This window comes from Phenylobacterium sp., assembly GCF_041691455.1.
Taxonomy (GTDB): Bacteria; Pseudomonadota; Alphaproteobacteria; order Caulobacterales; family Caulobacteraceae; genus Phenylobacterium.
On sequence record NZ_JBEPUO010000027.1, the window covers coordinates 26,438 to 45,507 of the forward strand.

A 19,070-nucleotide genomic window follows, 5' to 3' on the forward strand; every position below is an offset into this window, starting at 1 on the left:
ACTTAAGCAAAAGGGTGGGCTAAAAACATGCGCATACTGCTTTCGCTAGCGGCGACGGCGGCTGCGGTCTGTATCGGGACCGTCGCCAACGCCACAGCCTTTGTTGGAACGTTCGACGTGACGGCCAACCAGGGCTCCGGCCTGATCATCAACACGGCGCCGGACAACGGCCCGGTCAGCTTCAACCTGACGCAGGGCAATTCCACGACGGTCGACCTCTTCGACATCTGGACGCCGGAAACTGCGGTCAATCCCGACGACTTGGTCGCCCAGCCGATCTCGGTCGCCTTCAACTTCACGCTGCCGACCGGCTTCGGCGGCTCGGCGGGCGGTTCGACGGACACCAACATCGTCCTCGGTATCTTCGACCAGGGCGCGGTCAACTGGACCAACCCGACGACGCTGAACTTCGGCAACGGCGGCGTGTTGCAGATCTCACTAAGCAACGAGACCTTCAACACCGGCTTCCTCAGCTTCACGCCGGGACAGCATAACGGCGCTGACGTCTACGCCACCTTCAAGCTGGTTCACGACAGCCTTCCCGGCGTGCCTGAACCGGCCAGCTGGGCGCTGATGATCGGCGGCTTCGGCATGGCCGGCGCCGCTCTGCGCCGCCGCCGCCAAGCGGTCGCCGCCTAGCACTCCAAGGTCTGATCTAGACGAGGAAAAGGCCGGGTTCGCCCGGCCTTTTCTTTGCGCGTGTCACGCCGCCGAGGCCTGGACGGCGGGCGGGTTCGCAGGTCGCCGGCCGATCGCCTCAAGCATCGAGGCAGTAACCATATACCATAAGAAAAATTTCTCAAAAAAACCCCTGTGGGTTGAAAGCAATAGCAAATCTGGACGCTTTGCTGAATGGTGCAGCTTATGAGGCGTTAACAAACGTTGCGGCTCGCAGTGAGTTTTTTCGTCGTGCGGGGTGTGCGACGTAACAAAGGGTGGGATAAAAAAATGCGTATTATGCTTTCACTTGCCGCCACGGCGGCGGCTGCTCTCATGGCGACAGCGGCTGGCGCGACGACCTACATCGCGACGTACAGCGTCAGCGCCTATGGCGGTAGTAACGGTCTGGATATCGAGACCGCCTATGACGCCAACAACCCGTTCTCGGTCGTGCTGAATGGGAACGGCGCCTCAACCAGTTTCGACCTGTTCGATATCTGGACGAACGAAGGCTCGCTGGACAGCAGTGATCTTCAGCACAAGGATATCACCGTCAACTTCCATTTCACTTCGCCGGGCAACCAAAGCGGTTCGGTGACCGGTGACACCTACGGCCTGAACGGCCAGATCAACGAGGGTGTGGTGACCTGGGACGGTCCGCTCGTGCTGAATTTCGGCGGCACGTCGCTGAACATCACCCTGAGCAACCAGACGTTCAACGCCAATGAAGACGATCGTCACCAGAACAACGAGCTGAACTCCGGTTCGTGGAACGACGCCGACGTTCGTGCGACGCTCACCCAGACCGTTACGGCCGGCGTGCCGGAACCGGCCAGCTGGGCGCTGATGATCGGCGGCTTCGGCATGGCCGGCGGCATGCTCCGCCGCCGCCGTCTCACCGCGGTCACCGCCTAAGCGCGACGACGGTCTCGAGAAAAGGGGAAAAGGCCGGGTTCGCCCGGCCTTTTTCTTTGCGCGCCTGTCAGAGCGTCGCGTAGACGCAGAGCTTGTTGCCCACGCCGTCGCGGACATAGGCGCCGTAGAAGCCGCTGACCGCCTCCGGCGGGCGGAAGCCCGGCGCGCCCTCGTCGGTCCCGCCGCCGGCCAGCGCCGCCTCGTAGGCCGCCTTCACCTGGTCCTGGCTGTCGGCCTTGAAGCCGGTCATGGCGCCGTTGCCGCCGCGCGCGGCCTGGCCATCGAACGGCTTGCAGAGGCCGACGCCCGGCGCATCGCCCTTGCCATAGAAGGCCCAGCCGTTCTCCAGCGGCCCGCGCTCATAGCCGAGCACGCCCAGCACGGCGTCGTAGAACGCCACGGCCTTCGCCTTGTCGTTGTAGCCGATGGTGATGTAGCCGATGGTCATGTCCGTCTCCCTCGTTCCTGGCGCCAGGATAGCGGCGATATGGAACGAAGCAAGAACGAACCCGCGATGGCGTCCGGATTCCGCGAGCGGGAGCCCCTTAGGCGGCGAGCGCCTTCTCGAGGTTGGCCGCCACCTTGTCGATGAAGCCCTCGGTGGTCAGCCAGCCCTGGGTGTCGCCGACCAGCAGCGCCAGGTCCTTGGTCATCGAGCCTGACTCGACGGTCGAGACGCAGACCTTCTCCAGCGTGTCGGCGAAATGGGTCAGCTCGGGATTGTTGTCGAGCTTGGCCCGGTGCTTCAGCCCCTGGGTCCAGGCGAAGATCGAGGCGATGGAGTTGGTCGAGGTGGCCTCGCCCTTCTGGTGCTGGCGGTAGTGGCGGGTGACGGTGCCGTGGGCGGCCTCGGCCTCCATGGTCTTGCCGTCCGGGGTGAGCAGCACCGAGGTCATCAGGCCCAGCGAGCCGAAGCCCTGGGCCACGGTGTCGGACTGCACGTCGCCGTCGTAGTTCTTGCAGGCCCACACATAGCCGCCCGACCACTTCATCGCGGCGGCCACCATGTCGTCGATCAGCCGGTGCTCGTAGGTCAGGCCCTCGGCCTTGAACCGGTCGACGTAGGCCGCGTCATAGACCTCCTGGAAGATGTCCTTGAAGCGCCCGTCGTAGGCCTTGAGGATGGTGTTCTTGGTGGAGAGATAAAGCGGATACTTTCGCGCCAGGGCATAGCCGAAACAGGCGTGGGCGAAGTCGCGGATCGAGTCATCGAGGTTGTACATCGCGAGCGCCACGCCGGAGCCCGGGTAGTGGAATACCTCGCGCTCGATAGTCTCGCCGTTGTCGCCCTTCCAGGTCAGGGTCATCTTGCCCGGCCCGGGGACCAGGAAGTCGGTGGCGCGGTACTGGTCGCCGTAGGCGTGGCGGCCGATGATGATCGGCTGGGTCCAGCCGGGCACCAGGCGCGGCACGTTCTTGCAGATGATCGGCTCGCGGAAGACCACGCCGCCCAGGATGTTGCGGATCGTGCCGTTCGGCGACTTCCACATCTGCTTGAGGCCGAACTCCTTCACCCGCGCCTCGTCCGGCGTGATGGTCGCGCATTTCACGCCGACGCCGTGCCGCTTGATCGCCTCGGCCGCCTCGACCGTCACCTTGTCGTCGGTGGCGTCGCGGTGCTCCATCCCCAGGTCGTAGTAGTCGAGCTCGAGATCGAGGAAGGGGAAGATCAGCTTGTCCTTGATCCACTGCCAGATGATGCGGGTCATCTCGTCCCCGTCGATATCGACGACCGGGTTGGCGACTTTGATCTTTGCCATGAGGGCAGGGGCTCCGGGGAACTCTACGGGTTGGGGCCGTATAGCCTCCGGCGGCGCGGACGCAAAGGCTGCAGGGGCGCGATCTCAGCCGACGCTGCGGACCGCGGTGCGGCCGAGGTCGGCGAAGAGGGCGGCGCGTGCGGCTTCGGGGGCCGTCGAGCCGGTCAGGAAGGCGGCCACCGCATAGCTTCGCCGGTCGCGCAGGGTGAAGATCCCCACGTCGTTATAGGCCTCGCTGAGGCCGCCCGGCGCGCCGCCCCAGGTCCCGATCTTGTGGGCGAAGCGGACGTCCTTCGGCAGGCCGGCCTTGATCCGCTCGGCGCCGCGCGGCGAGCCCAGCATGATCGACAGCAGCTTGCGCGTGGAGGCCGGCGAGATCAGCTCGCCCTGGTCCAGGCGCCGCAGGAACCCCAGCATGCCCCGCGGCGTGGAGGAATCGCGCGGGTCGGCCATGGCCGCGCGCATCGCGGCCAGGCGCTGCGCGGAGGGGATGGTGGCCATGGCGGCCTCGAAGGCCGCCGCGCCCTTCCAGGCCGGCCGGAAGGACGCCATGCCGGCCACGTCGGGCTGCAGCTCGCGCTCATAGCGGTCGACGCGGACCTCGTGGACGTCCTTGTCCTGCAGCCAGGCGGTGACCGCCCCCGGCCCGCCGATGCGCTTCATCAACAGATCGGCCGCCGTGCTGTCGCTGATGCTCACCGCGAGCGTCAGCAATTCGTCGACCGTGTAGTCGGTGCGCGCCGGCCAGGCGTCGGCGATCGGCGACCAGGGCGGCGAGAGCTCCTTGTCGGTCAGGGTGATGACTTCGCCCGGCGCCAGGCGGCCGGCGTCGATCTCCGAGAGCGCTGCGGCGCCGACGATCATCTTGAAGACGCTCTGCATGGGGAAGGTGCGGTCGCCGAGCCGCACCCAGAACTCGCCGCTCTCGAGGTTCATCAGGCCGAAGCCGAGGATCCCCGGCAGGGCGCGCGCGGCGATCGCTGCGACCTCGGCGTCGAGCCGCTTCATGTCCAGCCGCGGAGTATGCGAGGCCGTGAGCGGCTGGTTCCGGCCGCAGGCGGAGAGCGCCAGGCCCGCGGCCCCGACCAGCAGATCGCGCCTGCCGAGACTTGCGCTCACGCGCCCAAGCGATTGTAACCCAGTCATGGCCGAAGCCTCTCCTGCGACCCCTGTCATTATCCTGAACGCGCCACAGCTCGCAGAGAACATTGGCGCGGCCGCCCGCGTGATGGCGAACTTCGGGCTCTCGGAGCTTCGGCTGGTCAATCCGCGCGACGGCTGGCCGCAGGAACGCGCCTGGGCCTCGGCCTCCGGCGCCGACTGGCCGCTGAACGCCGCGCGGGTGTTCGCCAGCGTGGAGGACGCCGTCGCCGACCTTCGCCTGGTCTATGCGACGACCGCGCGCCCGCGCGAGCTGCAGCTGCCCGTCCTGACGCCGCGGACCGCGGCCCAGAACCTGGCTGGGGCTATCGCCGAAGGCCTGAAGGCCGGCTTGCTGTTCGGCGGCGAACGGGCGGGGCTGGAGACCGCCGACATCGCGCTTTGCCAGGCGGTGGTGACCTTGCCGGTGGATACGCGCTTCAAGTCGCTGAACCTCGCCCAGGCGGTGGCGATCAACGCCTATGAGTGGCGAATGACCGTCGCCCAGGAGGCGCCGCAGGCCTTCCGCAACGGCCCGCCGCCGGCCGACGGCGCGGCGATGCTGGGTCTCTATGAGCATTTCGAGCGGGAGCTGGAGAACGCCGGTTTCTTCCATCCGCCGGAAAAGCGGCCCTCCATGGTGCAGAACCTGCGCTCCGCGCTCGGCCGCGCCAGCTTCACCGACCAGGAGGTGAGGACCTTCCGCGGCGTGGTGACAGCGCTCTCCAGGGGGCGAGGGCGCGTGCTGGCCAAGCTGGCGGAGAAGAAGGCCGCCAGCGGCAAGACAGGAGAAAAGACATGAGCCTGGCGGCGTTGCTCGAAGGCCTGGCGATTCCCATCATCCAGGCCCCCATGGCGGGGGCGTCGTCGCCGGAGATGGCCCTGGCGGTGAGCCGGGCGGGTGGCCTGGGATCTGTCGCCGTCGCCGCCTTCGCGCCTGATGAGATCGAGGCTGCGGTCGGCAAGGTGCGGGCCGGAACCGACGCGCCATTCGCGATCAACCTCCTGGTCTCATCCAAGCCGACACCCGACGCGGACACCCTGGATCGCGCGTTGGAACGCCTGCGACCCTGGTACGACGAAGCGGGCCTCGCGCTGCCCGAGCGGCCCAACCGCTTCGCCCACGACTTCGATGCGCAGTTTGCGGCGACCCTGCGCGCGGCGCCCGCTATCGCCTCCTTCGCCTTCGATATGATCAGCCGCGAGCGGATCCAGGCCCTGCAGGCGGCCGGAAGCTATGTGGTCGGCACGGCCAATACGGTCGCCGAGGCCAGGGCGTGGGCCGAGGCCGGCGCGGATGGCGTCTGCGCCCAAGGGATGGAGGCCGGCGGCCATCGCGGCAACTTCCTGGCGGACGTCGAGGCGAGCCTCGTGGGGACCATGGCGCTGGTCGCGACGGTGCGGGCCGCCGTCGGCCTGCCGGTGATCGCCGCCGGGGGGATCATGGACGGGCGCGGGGTGGCCGCGACGCTCGCCCTCGGCGCGGCGGCCGCCCAGATGGGCAGCGCGTTCTTGCTGAGCGAACAGGCGATCACCGGCCCGATCTGGCAGGAGGCGATCCGCAAGGCGCCGGACGATCCGACCCGGCTTACGCGCGCCTTCTCCGGTCGCTACGCAAGGGGGCTGGAAAACCGCTTCATGAGAGAGATGCGGGCCATCGAGGACGACGTGCCCGCCTATCCGGTGCAGAACCGGCTGACCCAACCCTTGCGGGCCGCCGCGGCCAAGGCCGGCGACCCGGAGATGATGTCGCTGTGGGCCGGACAGGCGATCGGGTTGGCGCGCGCCGGCGAGGCCGGCGAACAGGTGCGCCGCTGGTGGGCTGAGGCGCAGGAGGCCTCGCGCGCGCTTGCTCGCCGCACGGGCGTGCGAACTTGACTCCAAGGGGGCGGGTGGGCATACACCCCGCCTTCCTCGCCGCCGGGTCCGCCCAGCGGCTGCGGAGCTATGACGGGTGACACGATAGCCGCCGTTGCAATCGCGCTTCCAGTTTCGGGGGCGCCGGCTCGGGTCGAACGAAGAGAACCGAATGTCCAAGCGCCACAGCGCCAAGTACAAACTCGACCGCCGGATGGGCGAAAACATCTGGGGTCGCCCGAAGTCCCCGATCAACAAGCGCGCCTACGGCCCCGGCCAGCATGGCCAGCGCCGCAAGCAGAAGGTCTCCGACTTCGGCCTGCAGCTGCGCGCCAAGCAGAAACTGAAGGGCTACTACGGCAACCTGACCGAAAAGCAGTTCAGCCGGATCTACGAGGAAGCCGCCCGCCGCAAGGGCAACACCTCCGAGAACCTGATCGGCCTCCTGGAAAGCCGCCTGGACGCGGTGGTCTACCGCGCCAAGTTCGTGCCGACCCCCTTCGCGGCCCGCCAGTTCGTCAACCACGGCCACGTGCTGGTGAACGGCAAGCGGGTGAACATCCCGTCCTACCGCGTGAAGCCCGACGACGTGGTCTCGGTGCGCGAGCGTTCGCGCAACATGGCCCTGGTGCTGGAAGCCCTGCAGTCGCCGGAACGCGACACGCCCGACTACATCGAAGTCGACGGCAAGGGCATGAGCGCCAAGTACATCCGCATCCCGGAGCTGGCCGAAGTGCCCTATCCGGTGAAGATGGAACCCAACCTCGTCATCGAATTCTACGCGTCCTAACCGGCGCCGGATCTCGACGAACGTTTGCGAAGGCCCCGGAGCGATCCGGGGCCTTTTGCTTTGGCGCGACGTATGGCGGAGTGGGCGGGATGAATCGCAGGCTCTTTGTGTTCGCCGCGCTGGCGCTTGGCGGCTGCGCCACGCTCGCCCCGCCGCCGGCGGCCCCGCGCGGGCCGCTGGCCGAGCTTGAGCCGCTCTATTCGGCGGTGGCCGGAAAGGACGGGTTGACGATCCGCGTGGCCTCCAATGGCTGCACCCGGAAGGCGGACTTCACCTTCTATGTGGAACGCAGGCCGGAAAGCGCGACCTTGGCCTTCGCCCGCAAGCGGGTGGACATGTGCCGGTCCTTCGTCATGGGCCGGCAGGAGATCGTGTTCCCCTGGTCCGAACTTGGCGTCGATCCCCGCGCCCAGTTCTTCCTGCTCAACCCGCTGACCGCCTGGACGGGCCCCGGAACCTAGCGCTTGGCAAGGCCACGGCTTTCCGGTGTGGTCGGGCCACATCCGGGGTTCGGGGATTCCATGAAGCTCATCATCGCAGCGGTCGCCGCCACCATGTCGCTATCTGTCGCCCACGCTGAAGTCCTGACCCCCGAGCGGGTGTTCGCGAGCCCTGACCTCTCCGGGCCGCAGGCCCGCGGCGTCGCCCTGGCGCCGGACGGCTCGGCGGTGACCTACCTGAAGGGCAAGGCCGACGACGTCGACGTCACCGACCTCTGGATCGCCGACGTGAAGGGCGGCGCGCCCCACATGCTGATCGATGGGCGCGCGCTGTCGCCCGGCGATCACCAGCTCTCCGAGGCCGAGAAGAGCCGCCGCGAGCGGATGGGCCTCAAGACCCATGGCGTCGTCGAGTACCACTGGGACGAACAGGGCAAATATATCCTGGCGCCGGTGCAGGGCGACCTGTGGCTCTACGAGCGGGCCAGCGGCCAGACCCGGCGGCTGACTGCGACGCCGGGCGACGAGGTCGACGGCAAGATCTCGCCCAAGGGCGGCTTCGTCTCCTATGTCCGCGACGACAACCTCTACCTGATGCCGCTGGCCGGCGGGGCCGAGCGGGCGTTGAGCACCGGCGGCTCGGAGCTGAAGAGCTGGGGGACCGCGGAATTCATCGCCCAGGAGGAGCTGCACCGCTTCACCGGCTACTGGTGGTCGCCCGACGAGACGAAGATCGCGCTGGCCCACGTCGACCAGTCCGGCGTCGACGTCATCGACCGGGTCGACATCGGGGCGACCGGCGGGACGGTGGTTCACCAGCGCTACCCCCGCGTCGGCCGGCCGAATGCGGTGGTGGGGCTCTACGTCGCCGACGTGGCGACGGGCGCGCGGGTGAAGGTCGACCTCGGCCCGAACCCGGACATCTACCTGGCGCGCGCCGACTGGTCGAAGGACGGCAAGATCCTCTACGTCCAGCGCCTGACCCGCGACCAGAAGCGGCTCGACCTGCTGGCCGTCGATCCGGCGACGGGCGGCGCCAAGGTCATTCTGAGCGAGACCAGCCCGCATTGGGTTCCATTAAGTGAAGACCTGAAGCCCTTGAAAGATGGTGGATTTCTCTGGTCCTCGGAGCGCAGCGGGAACAAGCACCTCTACCTCTACGCCGGTGACGGCAAGCTGGTGCGCCAGCTCACCTCCGGCGACTGGCCGGTCGCCGACATCGAGGGCGTCGACGAGGCCCGCCACGCGGTGGTCTTCGCGGCCAGCAAGGACACGCCCATCGAGCGGCGGCTCTACGAGGTCTCGTACGCCAAGCCCGGCGAGCCCAAGGCCCTGACCCCGGCCGGCGGCTGGTGGACCGCCGACGTCGCCAAGACCGGCGGGACTTTCGCCGGCACCTACTCCGATCCCAAGACCCCGCCGCGCACCGGGCTCTACAAGGCCGACGGCAGCTTCGTGCGCTGGATCGAGGAGAACCCGCTGGCCGCGGGCCACCCGTTCTATTCCTACCGCGATCGCCTGCGGGCGCCGGAGTTCGGGACGATCAAGGCCTCCGACGGCCAGACCCTGCACTGGTCGATGCGCACGCCCTACGGCTTCGATCCCAAGACGCGCTACCCGGTGATCGTGCAGGTCTATGGCGGCCCGGCCGGCGCGCTCGTGGAAAAGAAATGGGAGGCGCCCGCCGACCAGCTGCTGCTGGACGCCGGCTACATCCTCTTCAGCATCGACAACCGCGGCACGCCCAACCGCTCGGTGGCCTTCAAGACCGCCATCGACCGGCGGACCGGCGGCCCCGACGTCGAGGACCAGCTGGCGGGCGCGGCCTATCTGAGGTCGCTGCCCTTCGTCGATCCGGCCCGGCTGGGCGTCACCGGCTATTCGAACGGCGGCTACATGACGCTGATGCTGCTGACCGTCCCCAACTCGCCGTTCGCGGCGGGCGTCGCCGGGGCGCCGGTCACCGACTGGACGCTCTACGACACCGCCTATACCGAGCGCTACATGGGCACGCCGGCCGACAATCCGGAGGGCTACCGGCTCTCGCAGGTGACCGGGCGGCTCGGCGAGATGAAGCCCGGCGCGCTGCTGCTGGTCCACGGCATGGCCGACGACAACGTCATCTTCGAAAACTCGACGCGGGTGCTCTACGGCCTGCAGGCGCGGGGCATCGCCTTCGAGATGATGACCTACCCTGGCCTGCGCCACCGCACGGGCTGGACGTCCAAACCGCTGATGCACCGGACGGTCGCCACGATGGAGTTCTTCGGGCGCAAGCTGAAGCCGGGGAGTTGAGCGCTTGAACCTCGCCGCCTCGGACGTGCGCCCGAAGCCCTGTGCGCCAGGGTCGATTCTGCCGCGGCCCGCCCATGAAACCTCCCGGCTGTGCTTCGTGCCGGACGGCGCCTTCGGTCTGGTTCGGAGTCTCCTCATGCGCAAGGCGCCCCTGCTGCTTCCGCTCGCCGTCTGGGCGCTGACCTGCGGCTTCGGCCCGCGGCCGGCGGCCTTGGGGATCCCCCGGGCGAGCTGCGCGGGCTGGCCGCGGGCCGGGGTCATCGAGATGGCCGGCGAGATCAAGGGCGGCGGCCTGGACGGCGCGGTCTCGCTCACCCTGGACCCCGCCCGCGGCCGCTGGCGGCAGCGCAAGGACTACGGCGGCATGTCCACCGCCGCCGGCTTCGATGGAACCCTGGCGTGGGCGCAGGATGTCTCCGGCGGATCGCACGGCCTGGACTCCGACTTCGCCCGGCGCACGGCGCGGAGCCAGGCCTGGATCGCGCGCCGGGGCTGGTGCCGTCCCGACGCCGGCGATGCGGTCATTGGGCCGCCGAGGACGATCGTCGAGGCCGGCCGGACGCTCTCGGTCTGGCGGGTGAAGCCTCGCGGCGGATCGCCGGTCGAGCTCTGGATCGATGCGGCGACCGGGCTGCCGCAGCGGTTTGTCGAACAGCTCTCGGAGAACCGCCTCGTCCACACCTACTCCGGCTGGACCACCCTGGCGGGCGGCGTGCGGGTGGCCACCGTCGAGCGCATCGACGATCCGGAGGACGAGGAGAGCGAGACCCTGACCTTCGCCACGATCGAGCGCCGGGGCCGTCCCGCCGAGGCGGCGTTCGCCCGACCGCCGGCGCCGGCCGATCACCGGATCCTGGGCGGTGCGCGTTCGGCCACCGTGGTCTACGAAGCCGACCTCGATCGGATCTATGTCCCGGTCCTGGTCGATGGCCAGGGCCCGTATCCGTTCGAACTGGACACCGGCGGCCATCTGATCCTGACGCCGGATACGGCCAAGGCGCTCAGCCTCGACGCTGCCGGGGCCTTCAGTTCCACGGGCGGCGGCCAGGGCGTGGTGAAGGCGGGCTTCGCCAAGGTCCGTGAACTCCGCATCGGGGATGCGGTCCTCTACGGCCAGTCGGCCAAGGTGCTGCCGTTGAACGCGGCGTCCAGCGACCGGGGAGCCCGGCCGCCCCGCGCCGGCCTCCTGGGGCTGGAGCTCTTCGAGCGGTTCGCGGTCCACCTGGACCGGCGTGGCCACACCATGACCCTGACGCCCTTGAAGGCCTTCCGGCATGCGGGCGCCGGAACCGCCCTGCCGCTGCGTTTCACCGAGGACGCGCCCCAGACGCGGGGCGCCGTGCTCGGGCGGCCGGGCGAGCTGGAGCTCGACACCGGCAACGCCGGTCCGGCCATCGTGGAGGGGCGCTGGGCGGCCGATCACGGCCTGGCCGCGCGCTTCGCCACCGGCGTGGTCACCAGCGGCAGCGGGGTCGGCGGCGACTATCGCCAGACCGTCGGCCGGGCCGCCCTGGCGCTGGGCCCCCACGCCCTGCCGGGCGAGCTGGTCAGCTATGTCGGGGTCGTCGAGCGGGGCTCGGAGTCCATGCGTGACATCGCCGCCAACCTCGGCGAGCCGATCCTGTCGCAGTTCGACGTCACCTTCGACTATGGCCGCCGCGTCGTCTGGCTCGATCCGCTGCCCGCGCGGGCGCCGCGGGCGTTCAACCGGGCCGGCCTGAGCCTTGCGAAGGTGGGCTCCGAGCCGTTCAAGGTGACGCTGGTGATCGCCGGCTCGCCCGCCGACCGCGCCGGGATCAAGGCCGGCGAGCGGGTCACGGCCATCGACGGCCAGCCGGCCGCGGCGATGGCCGCTTTCGAGGCGAAGCAGCGGTTCCTGGGGCCGGTCGGTTCGGCGGTGCGGCTGGCGGTGCAGGCCGCGGACGGCGGCGCCCGCGAGGTCCGCCTCATCCTGGCGGACCTGGTTCCTTAGCGGGCGGCGCCTGAGGTCCCTGGCGACCCTTACGCGAACAGCTCCAGCATCCAGGGCGGCACGCGCCGTGGCCGCCCGGTGGCCTGTTCGATCAGCACCCAGGTGGTGCGGACCTGGGCGCACATGGCGCCGTCGCCTGAGTCGATGCGGATGAAGCGGTCGAAGCGCGGGCCCTGGACCTGGTCGGCGACCCAGGTGCGGGCGTGGCCCGTCTCGCCCGGCATCAGCGCGCGGCGGTAGTCGATCTCGTGGCGAAGGGCGATCCAGGCCCACTCCGCCTGCGCCTCGGCGGGCGCCATCGAGCGCCAGTGCGCGGTGCCGATGTCCTGGGCCCAGCGCAGATAGACCACGTTGTTCACGTGGCCGTTCTCATCGATGTCGGATGGGGTCGGCTCGAAGTCGAGCTTGAAGACCTTGCGGCCCGGCGGCGGCTCGAGAAGACCGCCTGGTTTCCCCTCGACGCTCACTCGCGTCGGCTAGGCCGCGAGCACGCCCTGTTCGGTCAGGAAGGTCTTGAGCTCGCCCGCCTGGAACATCTCGCGGATGATGTCGCAGCCGCCGACGAATTCGCCCTTCACATAGAGCTGCGGGATGGTCGGCCAGTCGGAGTAGGTCTTGATGCCGTCGCGCAGCGGGTCGCTCTGCAGGACGTTCACGCCCACGAAGTCGGCGCCGAGGTGATCGAGGATCTGCACCACCTGGGCGGAGAAGCCGCACTGCGGCTGCTCGGGCACGCCCTTCATGAACAGCACCACGGGATGCTCTTCCACGGTCTTGGCGATGAAGTCGTGGACGGGATTGGCGGTCACGGTCTCGGTCATCGGTCGCCCTTTCGGCGCAAATCTCAGGTCCAAGAGCTAGGGAGCCCGGCTCCTGGGGTCAAGGCGGCTGCGTCAGGCGGGCGCGGAGGTCTCGAGCGCCAGGGCGTGCAGTTCGCCGCCCATCCGGCCCTTCAGGGCGGCGTAGACCAGCTGGTGCTGGCGCACGCGGGGCAGGCCCGCGAAGGCGGCAGAGACGATGCGGGCCTTGTAGTGGTCGCCGTCCCCGGCCAGGTCGTCGACCACAATCTCGGCGTCGGGGAAGCCGTCGCGCAGGATGGCTTCGAGGTCGGCTTGGGCGATGGGCATGGCGGGCTCATACCGCCGCGCGTCGCCGAGCTCAATCGAAGACCCAGAGCAGGCTGAGCCCGAAGGCGCCCATCAGGGCCCCGGCGACGCGGTCCAGCGGCTTCTGGGCCCGCGCGTAGGAGGCGGCCGCCCGCGTGGTGGAGAAGAACCAGGCGACCGCGGCGTACCAGGCGATGCAGGTGGTGCAGACGATGGCGACGGCCGCGCCATGCACCCAGAGCGGGCTGTCGGGACCCATGTAGGCGGCGAAGATCGAGCCGAAGAACAGCACCGACTTGGGGTTGGTCAAGCAGACGATCAGCGCTCGCCAGAACGCCCCGCCGGCCGCGGAGGGCTGGACGGGCTCGGCGCCGGGCGTCTCCTGCGGCGCGCGCCAGAGCTGGACGGCGAACCACAGCAGGTAGAGGCCGCCGGCGATGCGCAGCACCGTGTAGAGCCAGGGCGCCGTGACCAGCACGGCGGCGAGACCCAGCGCGGCGGCGGCGCACCACAGGATGCAGCCCGCCGTGGTGCCCAGCGCCGCCATCATCGCCGGCCCGCGGCCGCGGCGCATGGCCAGCCGCATGACCAGGAAGATGCTGGGGCCGGGGACCGCGGCGGTCACCAGGCTGACGACGGTCAGGGAGGCAAGCGACAGGAGGGGGCTGGTCATGATCCGGTTCTACACCACGAAACCTGACATCCAGCGTCAGGTTTTGCGGCTAGGATGCAAATATGCGCGCCAGCCGACTCCTTTCGATCCTAATGACCCTGCAGGCGCGCGGCCAGACGAGCGCCGAGGCCCTGGCCGAGGAATTCGAGGTCTCGGTCCGCACGATCTATCGCGACATCGACAACCTCTCGGCCTCCGGCGTGCCGGTCTATGCCGAGCGGGGGCGCACGGGCGGTTTCCGGCTGATGGACGGCTACCGCACCAAGCTGACGGGCTTGAGCCAGCCGGAGGCGGAGGCCCTGTTCCTGGCCGGCCTGCCGGGGCCGGCGGCGGACCTCGGCCTGCGCGAAGCGACGGCGGCGGCGCGGCTGAAGCTGCTGGCGGCCCTGCCGGCCTCGACGCGGGGGGCGGCGGACGCCGTGGGCCAGCGGTTCCACCTAGATCCTGCGCCCTGGTACCGCGACGTCGAGCCCGGGCCGCTGCTCAAGACCATCGCCGAGGCGCTGTGGACCGACCGGCGCATCGCCGTGCGCTACGAAAGCTGGCGCGAGGTGGTGAGCCGCGACCTGGGCCCGCTCGGCGTCGTGCTGAAGGGCGGCGTCTGGTACCTGGTGGCGGAGGCAGGCGGCAAGCCGCTGACCTATCGCGTCTCCAACATCCTGCAAGCCACGGTCAGCGAGGCCGCCGCCGTCCGTCCGCCGGGGTTCGACCTCTCGGCCTATTGGCGGCGCTGGGCCAAGGCGTTCGAGGACAGCCTGCTGACCGACGAGGCCGTGCTGCTGGTCTCGCCCAGCGGCCTGCAGCGGCTGGCCCGCCTGAACGCCGCGGTCGCCCGCGCCGCCGAGCAGAGCGCCCGGCCGCAGCCGGACGGGCGTCTCCGGGTGGTGATCCCCATCGAGGGTCCGCAGAACGCCGCGCGCGACCTCCTGAGCCTCGCCGCGGAGTGCGAAGTGCTGTCGCCGGAGAGCCTGAGGACCACCATCGCCCGGCACGCGGCCGAGCTTGCGGCGGTCTATGGCTAGTCGATGATCGAGGCGTAGATGATGCTCTTCAGCTGGCCGCGGAAGTTGAAGGTCCCCGACGGCATCAGCTGGGTCATGAAGACCACCGATAGGTCCTCCTTCGGGTCGACCCAGCAGATCGTAGAGGCCGCGCCGCCCCAGTAGTAGTCGCCCGCGCCCAGCGTGCCCGTCTGCACCTGGCCCATGGTCGAGGCGAAGCCCAGGCCGAAACCCACGCCCTCGTTGGCGGTCTCCGAGAAGCCGCCGATGGCGAGCTGGGTCAGGTCCTTGCCGCCCGGCAGGTGGTTCATGTGCATGACCTCCAGCGTCCGCGGGCCCAGGATCCGCGCGCCGTCGAGCTCACCGCCCCGGCGCAGCATCTCGCAGAACCGCAGGTAGTCGGCGCTCGTGCCGGTCAGGCCGCCGCCGCCGGACTTGAAGCCAGGGTCCCTGGTGAAGTCGCTGGTGGCCGGATCGTCGACCAGCTTCAGCTGCTTGTCCGGCCCGCGCTGATAGTTGGCGGCGAAGCGGTCGATCTTGTCGGGCGCGACGAAGAACGAGGTGTCCTTCATGCCGAGCGGGCCGAAGATGTTGTCCTGCAGGTACTTGTCGAACGGCACGCCGGAGATCACCTCGACCAGCGCCCCGCAGACGTCGGTGGCCAGCGAGTACATCCAGGCCGTGCCCGGCTGGTAGCGCAGCGGCACCTGGCCGAGCTTGTCGAGGAACTGCTGCATGGTGTCCGCGCCGCCCACCGAACGGACCTTGAGGTCGCGGTAGATCTTGTCGATCGGGTGCTGCAGGCCGACGCCGGGCAGGCCGCCGCCGTAGGTGAAGCCGGCGGTGTGGGAGAGCACGTCGCGGAATGAGACGGGCCGGGTCGGGGCCTCGGTCTTCATGTCCGCGCCCTCGCCGGAGACCCAGACGCGGTGGTTCTTCCAGGAGGGGACGTAGCGGCTGACCGGATCGTTGAGCTGGAAATAGCCCTGCTCGTAGAGGGTCATCAGCGCGACCGAGGTGATCGGCTTGGTCATCGAATAGATGCGGTAGATGGTGTCGTCGGCGGTGGGCCTGCCGCGCTCCTTGTCCATCTGGCCGAAGGACTTGAAGTAGGCCATGTGGCCGTGGCGGGCGACGCCGACCTGGCAGCCGGCGATCTTGCCGTTTGAGATGTAGTTGCGCTCCAGGTGCTCGCCGATGCGCTCCAGGCGCCCGGCGTCCAGGCCCGTCCACTGGGATTGGGCGTCCATGAAATATCCTCCCGAAAAATGCCGCCTGTTCTTATTGGCCGCATCATGGGCGCCGAAGCACCCTTGCGCCAAGGGGGAAGGGCGCGTCGAGCCGCCCCGACAGGTCCGCGGCCATGCTCATATAAAGATATAAGGATATCGTTATATCCTCTTGACGCGAGTTCGCGGTCGCGCTTCAATGTTGAAGTCGAGGTTCTCCCGTCCTCTCGGGGGCGGGAGCTAAGAGGGAACCCGGTGCGGCGGCGCGAGCCGCCCAAGCCGGGGCTGCCCCCGCAACTGTAAGCGGCGAGCCGACTGCCCATTCCGCGCCACTGGCCTTCGCGCCGGGAAGGCCAGGGCAGGAGGCCGTGACCCGCGAGCCAGGAGACCTGCCGCGACAGATAACGTCCTCGGGCGGGGTGTCCTGACGGTCGCGGCTTGTCACCGGCGAAGCTCTTCGCCGCGGCGCGCCCGTCCGCCGGTTCACGCCTCCGAATTCAACAGGTGTGGCTCATGCGCTTACCGCCCCGAACGCCGACCGGACGAATGCGCTGGGTCGATCCGCGCTGACCGCGGCTCGACCCTAAGCTCCAAACCCCATCGATCCCCGATCCACCAGACCGGCCGTGCGCACCCCGTGCGGCCGCAGGAGACCTCCTATGGCCATCATCAGCGCCAACCTCGGCTTTCCCCGCATCGGCCCGCACCGCGAGCTGAAGACCGCCCTGGAGAGCCATTGGGCGGGCAAGACAACTGAAGCCGACCTCCTGGAGAGCGCCGAGGGCCTGCGGGCCGCGGCCTGGGTCCGTCAGCGGGCGCTGGGCGTGCAGCACCTGCCCAGCAACGACTTCTCGCTCTACGACCACGTGCTCGACACCAGCGTCATGGTGGGCGCGATCCCGGCGCTCTATCGCCCGGAGGGCGGGGCGATCGACCCGGCGACCTATTTCGCCATGGCGCGGGGGACCCATGGCGCGGCGGCCGACGAGGCCTGCGCCCACGGCCATGGGGGCGACCTGCCGGCGCTCGAGATGACCAAGTGGTTCGACACCAACTACCACTACATGGTTCCGGAGTTCGCCCGCGGGCAGAGCTTCGAGCTGACCGACGCCAAGCCGGTGACGGCCTTCCTCGAGGCCAAGGCGCTGGGGCTGCACACCCGCCCGGTCCTGTTGGGGCCGGTGAGCTACCTGAAGCTCGGCAAGAGCCAGGAGGCCGGGCTCGATCCCCTGTCGCTGCTGCCGGGGTTGCTGCCGGTCTACGTGGAGGTGCTGCGGCAGTTGGCGGCGGCCGGCGCGGACTGGGTGCAGATCGACGAGCCCTGCCTGGCGCTCGACCTCAGCGGCTACGAGCTGCGGCAATACCGCGACGCCTACGGCCTGCTCTGCGAGTCCGCGCCGGACCTGAAGCTGCTGCTCGCCACCTACTTCGGCGGGCTCGGCGAGAACCTGTCCACGGCGCTCCGCCTGCCGGTCGCGGGCCTGCACCTCGACCTGGTGCGCGGGGCTGAGCAGCTGGACCTGGCGCTCGCCCAGACGCCCGCGGACCTCACCCTGTCGCTGGGGGTGATCGACGGCCGCAACGTGTGGCGCTCGGACCTGGCAGGCCTGCTGGACCGCCTTGAGCCGGTCGCCGCGGCGCGGGCCGACTTGATCGTGGCGCCCTCCTGCTCCCTGCTGCACGTGCCGATCGACCTGGCCGCCGAGCCGGCGCTCGATCCGGAGGTGAAGACCTGGCTCGCCTTCGCGGTCCAGAAGCTGGAGGAGCTGGACGTCCTGCGGCGCGCGCTCACCGATGGCCGGACGGCGGTCGCGGACCAGCTGGCGGCCTCGGCCGCGGCGGTGGCGGCGCGCAAGGTCTCGCCGAAGATCCACGACGCGGCGGTGCAGGCGAGGCTCGCGGCGGTCAGCGCCGGCATGGCTCGGCGTGGCAGCGACTTCGCCACCCGCCGCGCGCTGCAGGCCCCGCGGCTGAACCTGCCGGCCTATCCCACCACCACCATCGGCTCGTTCCCGCAGACGCAAGGGGTGCGAAAGGCCCGCGCGGCCCACGGCCGGCAAGCCCTGTCGGACGCCGAGTACGAAGCGTTCCTGCGCCGCGAGACCGAGGCGGCCGTGCGCTGGCAGGAGGAGATCGGCCTCGACGTGCTGGTGCACGGCGAATTCGAGCGCAACGACATGGTCCAGTACTTCGGCGAACAGCTGCAGGGCTTCGCCTTCACCCAGAACGCCTGGGTGCAGTCCTATGGCTCCCGCTGCGTGCGCCCGCCGATCATCTTCGGCGACGTCGCGCGGCCCAAGGCCATGACCATCGACTGGTGGACCTATGCGCAGGGCCTGACTGAGCGGCCGATGAAGGGGATGCTGACCGGGCCGGTGACCATCCTGCAGTGGTCTTTCGTGCGCGACGACATTCCGCGAGCCACCACCTGCCGGCAGATCGCGCTCGCCATCCGCGACGAGGTCGTCGACCTGGAACGGGCGGGCGCCAAGATCATCCAGATCGACGAGGCCGCGTTGCGCGAAGGCCTGCCGCTCCGGCGGACGGCGTGGGCGGCCTATCTCGGCTGGGCGGTCGAATGCTTCCGGCTGACGGCCTCGGGCGTCGGCGACCAGACCCAGATCCATACCCACATGTGCTACTCGGAGTTCAACGACATCATCGGCGCCATAGGGGCGATGGACGCCGACGTGATCTCCATCGAGACCGCGCGCTCGAAGATGGAGCTGCTCGGCGCCTTCAGCCGCTACCGCTATCCCAACGAGATCGGCCCGGGCGTCTACGACATCCATGCGCCGCGCCTGCCGAGCGTCGACGAGATGGCCGACCTCCTGGCCCGCGCGGCCACCGAGCTCGATCCCAGCCAGCTCTGGGTCAATCCCGACTGCGGCCTGAAGACCCGCAAGTGGGAGGAGGTGCGCCCGGCCCTGGTCAACATGGTCGCTGCCGCCAAGCGGCTTCGCTCGCAAGGCGGGTTGCCCGGGTGAGCGCGGCGGGCGAAGAGTTCGGGAACAGGCGAGGATCCCGATGCAGACGCTCTTCGAGTTGGCCGAGGTCCTGGGCGAGCGGCTGAAGGTCCGCGGCGAGACCGTGGCGGTGGCCGAGAGCTCGTCGGCCGGCCTGATCTCGGCGGCGCTGCTCAGCGTGGCGGGGGCGTCGAAGTACTATCTGGGCGGCGCGGTGGTCTACACCGGCAAGGCGCGGATGGTGCTGATGGACCTGCCGCGCGAGG

The 19,070-nt window shown here is 69.4% G+C and carries 19 protein-coding genes and 1 riboswitch; of the genes, 11 read left to right on the plus strand and 8 right to left on the minus strand.

The features are described from left to right. Window positions 1-27 precede the first annotated feature (27 nt). Together ACESMY_RS19830 and ACESMY_RS19835 are read left to right on the plus strand one after the other, a co-directional pair. A complete protein-coding gene (locus ACESMY_RS19830) occupies window positions 28-639 on the plus strand; it encodes a PEPxxWA-CTERM sorting domain-containing protein (RefSeq protein WP_372786345.1) in 612 nt (203 codons plus the stop codon). 309 nt (window positions 640-948) lie between these two features. Then, the gene (locus ACESMY_RS19835; protein ID WP_372786346.1) at window positions 949-1,575 is read left to right on the plus strand and encodes a PEPxxWA-CTERM sorting domain-containing protein; all 627 of its coding nucleotides are present in this window, start codon (window positions 949-951) and stop codon (window positions 1,573-1,575) included. Between the two features lie 67 nt (window positions 1,576-1,642). Here the strand turns inward: ACESMY_RS19835 and ACESMY_RS19840 are convergent, their stop codons facing one another. From ACESMY_RS19840 to bla, 3 genes are all read right to left on the minus strand, one after another. Beyond that, entirely contained in the window at window positions 1,643-2,023 is a 381-nt protein-coding gene (locus ACESMY_RS19840; protein WP_372786347.1) for a VOC family protein, read from the minus strand. Between the two features lie 97 nt (window positions 2,024-2,120). Next, window positions 2,121-3,335, minus strand: coding sequence for an NADP-dependent isocitrate dehydrogenase (locus ACESMY_RS19845; RefSeq protein WP_372786348.1), 1,215 nt, complete (start codon window positions 3,333-3,335; stop codon window positions 2,121-2,123). Window positions 3,336-3,419: 84 nt separating this feature from the next. Next, complete coding sequence (bla, locus tag ACESMY_RS19850; RefSeq protein ID WP_372786349.1) at window positions 3,420-4,481, minus strand: class A beta-lactamase; 1,062 nt, start codon at window positions 4,479-4,481, stop codon at window positions 3,420-3,422. On the opposite strand from bla, the gene ACESMY_RS19855 reads away from it, so the two are divergent. The 6 genes from ACESMY_RS19855 (at window position 4,480) to ACESMY_RS19880 (ending at window position 11,829) form a co-directional block, all read left to right on the plus strand. Next, the gene (locus tag ACESMY_RS19855) at window positions 4,480-5,277 is read left to right on the plus strand and encodes an RNA methyltransferase (protein ID WP_372786350.1); all 798 of its coding nucleotides are present in this window, start codon (window positions 4,480-4,482) and stop codon (window positions 5,275-5,277) included. The genes bla and ACESMY_RS19855 overlap by 2 nt on opposite strands. Beyond that, window positions 5,274-6,353 carry an NAD(P)H-dependent flavin oxidoreductase gene (locus tag ACESMY_RS19860; protein WP_372786351.1) on the plus strand — a complete coding sequence of 360 codons (1,080 nt, stop codon included), beginning with the start codon at window positions 5,274-5,276 and terminating at the stop codon, window positions 6,351-6,353. Before ACESMY_RS19855 ends, ACESMY_RS19860 begins: the two co-directional genes overlap by 4 nt. A gap of 151 nt (window positions 6,354-6,504) precedes the next feature. Next, window positions 6,505-7,122, plus strand: coding sequence for a 30S ribosomal protein S4 (rpsD, locus tag ACESMY_RS19865; protein WP_372786352.1), 618 nt, complete (start codon window positions 6,505-6,507; stop codon window positions 7,120-7,122). A gap of 89 nt (window positions 7,123-7,211) precedes the next feature. Beyond that, window positions 7,212-7,583: a hypothetical protein gene (locus tag ACESMY_RS19870; RefSeq protein ID WP_372786353.1), complete on the plus strand. Its 372-nt coding sequence runs from the start codon at window positions 7,212-7,214 to the stop codon at window positions 7,581-7,583. Between the two features lie 60 nt (window positions 7,584-7,643). Next, window positions 7,644-9,857 carry a S9 family peptidase gene (locus tag ACESMY_RS19875; protein WP_372786354.1) on the plus strand — a complete coding sequence of 738 codons (2,214 nt, stop codon included), beginning with the start codon at window positions 7,644-7,646 and terminating at the stop codon, window positions 9,855-9,857. A 136-nt stretch (window positions 9,858-9,993) separates the two neighbouring features. Continuing rightward, the gene (locus tag ACESMY_RS19880; protein WP_372786355.1) at window positions 9,994-11,829 is read left to right on the plus strand and encodes an aspartyl protease family protein; all 1,836 of its coding nucleotides are present in this window, start codon (window positions 9,994-9,996) and stop codon (window positions 11,827-11,829) included. Window positions 11,830-11,858: 29 nt separating this feature from the next. Here the strand turns inward: ACESMY_RS19880 and ACESMY_RS19885 are convergent, their stop codons facing one another. The 4 genes from ACESMY_RS19885 to ACESMY_RS19900 all read right to left on the minus strand — a co-directional run bounded on the left by ACESMY_RS19885 (window position 11,859) and on the right by ACESMY_RS19900 (window position 13,608). Then, window positions 11,859-12,296: an acyl-CoA thioesterase gene (locus ACESMY_RS19885; RefSeq protein WP_372786356.1), complete on the minus strand. Its 438-nt coding sequence runs from the start codon at window positions 12,294-12,296 to the stop codon at window positions 11,859-11,861. A 9-nt stretch (window positions 12,297-12,305) separates the two neighbouring features. Further along, the gene (grxD, locus tag ACESMY_RS19890; protein ID WP_372786357.1) at window positions 12,306-12,650 is read right to left on the minus strand and encodes a Grx4 family monothiol glutaredoxin; all 345 of its coding nucleotides are present in this window, start codon (window positions 12,648-12,650) and stop codon (window positions 12,306-12,308) included. A gap of 72 nt (window positions 12,651-12,722) precedes the next feature. Continuing rightward, window positions 12,723-12,956: a BolA family protein gene (locus tag ACESMY_RS19895; protein ID WP_372786358.1), complete on the minus strand. Its 234-nt coding sequence runs from the start codon at window positions 12,954-12,956 to the stop codon at window positions 12,723-12,725. A 31-nt stretch (window positions 12,957-12,987) separates the two neighbouring features. Next, window positions 12,988-13,608: a LysE family translocator gene (locus ACESMY_RS19900; RefSeq protein ID WP_372786359.1), complete on the minus strand. Its 621-nt coding sequence runs from the start codon at window positions 13,606-13,608 to the stop codon at window positions 12,988-12,990. Window positions 13,609-13,670: 62 nt separating this feature from the next. Between ACESMY_RS19900 and ACESMY_RS19905 the strand changes: the two genes are divergently transcribed. Beyond that, window positions 13,671-14,630 (plus strand): helix-turn-helix transcriptional regulator, encoded by a 960-nt coding sequence (locus ACESMY_RS19905; RefSeq protein WP_372786360.1) that lies wholly within the window; start codon window positions 13,671-13,673, stop codon window positions 14,628-14,630. Here ACESMY_RS19905 and ACESMY_RS19910 read toward each other — a convergent pair. Continuing rightward, a complete protein-coding gene (locus tag ACESMY_RS19910; protein ID WP_372786361.1) occupies window positions 14,627-15,859 on the minus strand; it encodes a serine hydrolase domain-containing protein in 1,233 nt (410 codons plus the stop codon). The two genes, ACESMY_RS19905 and ACESMY_RS19910, sit on opposite strands and share 4 nt — an antisense overlap. Window positions 15,860-16,032: 173 nt before the next feature. Further along, window positions 16,033-16,250: riboswitch (cobalamin riboswitch) on the plus strand. A gap of 247 nt (window positions 16,251-16,497) precedes the next feature. On the opposite strand from ACESMY_RS19910, the gene metE reads away from it, so the two are divergent. Next, complete coding sequence (gene metE / locus ACESMY_RS19915; RefSeq protein WP_372786362.1) at window positions 16,498-18,825, plus strand: 5-methyltetrahydropteroyltriglutamate--homocysteine S-methyltransferase; 2,328 nt, start codon at window positions 16,498-16,500, stop codon at window positions 18,823-18,825. A gap of 40 nt (window positions 18,826-18,865) precedes the next feature. After that, window positions 18,866-19,070 (plus strand): CinA family protein (locus ACESMY_RS19920; RefSeq protein ID WP_372786363.1); only part of this gene is annotated, 205 nt, incomplete at its 3' end.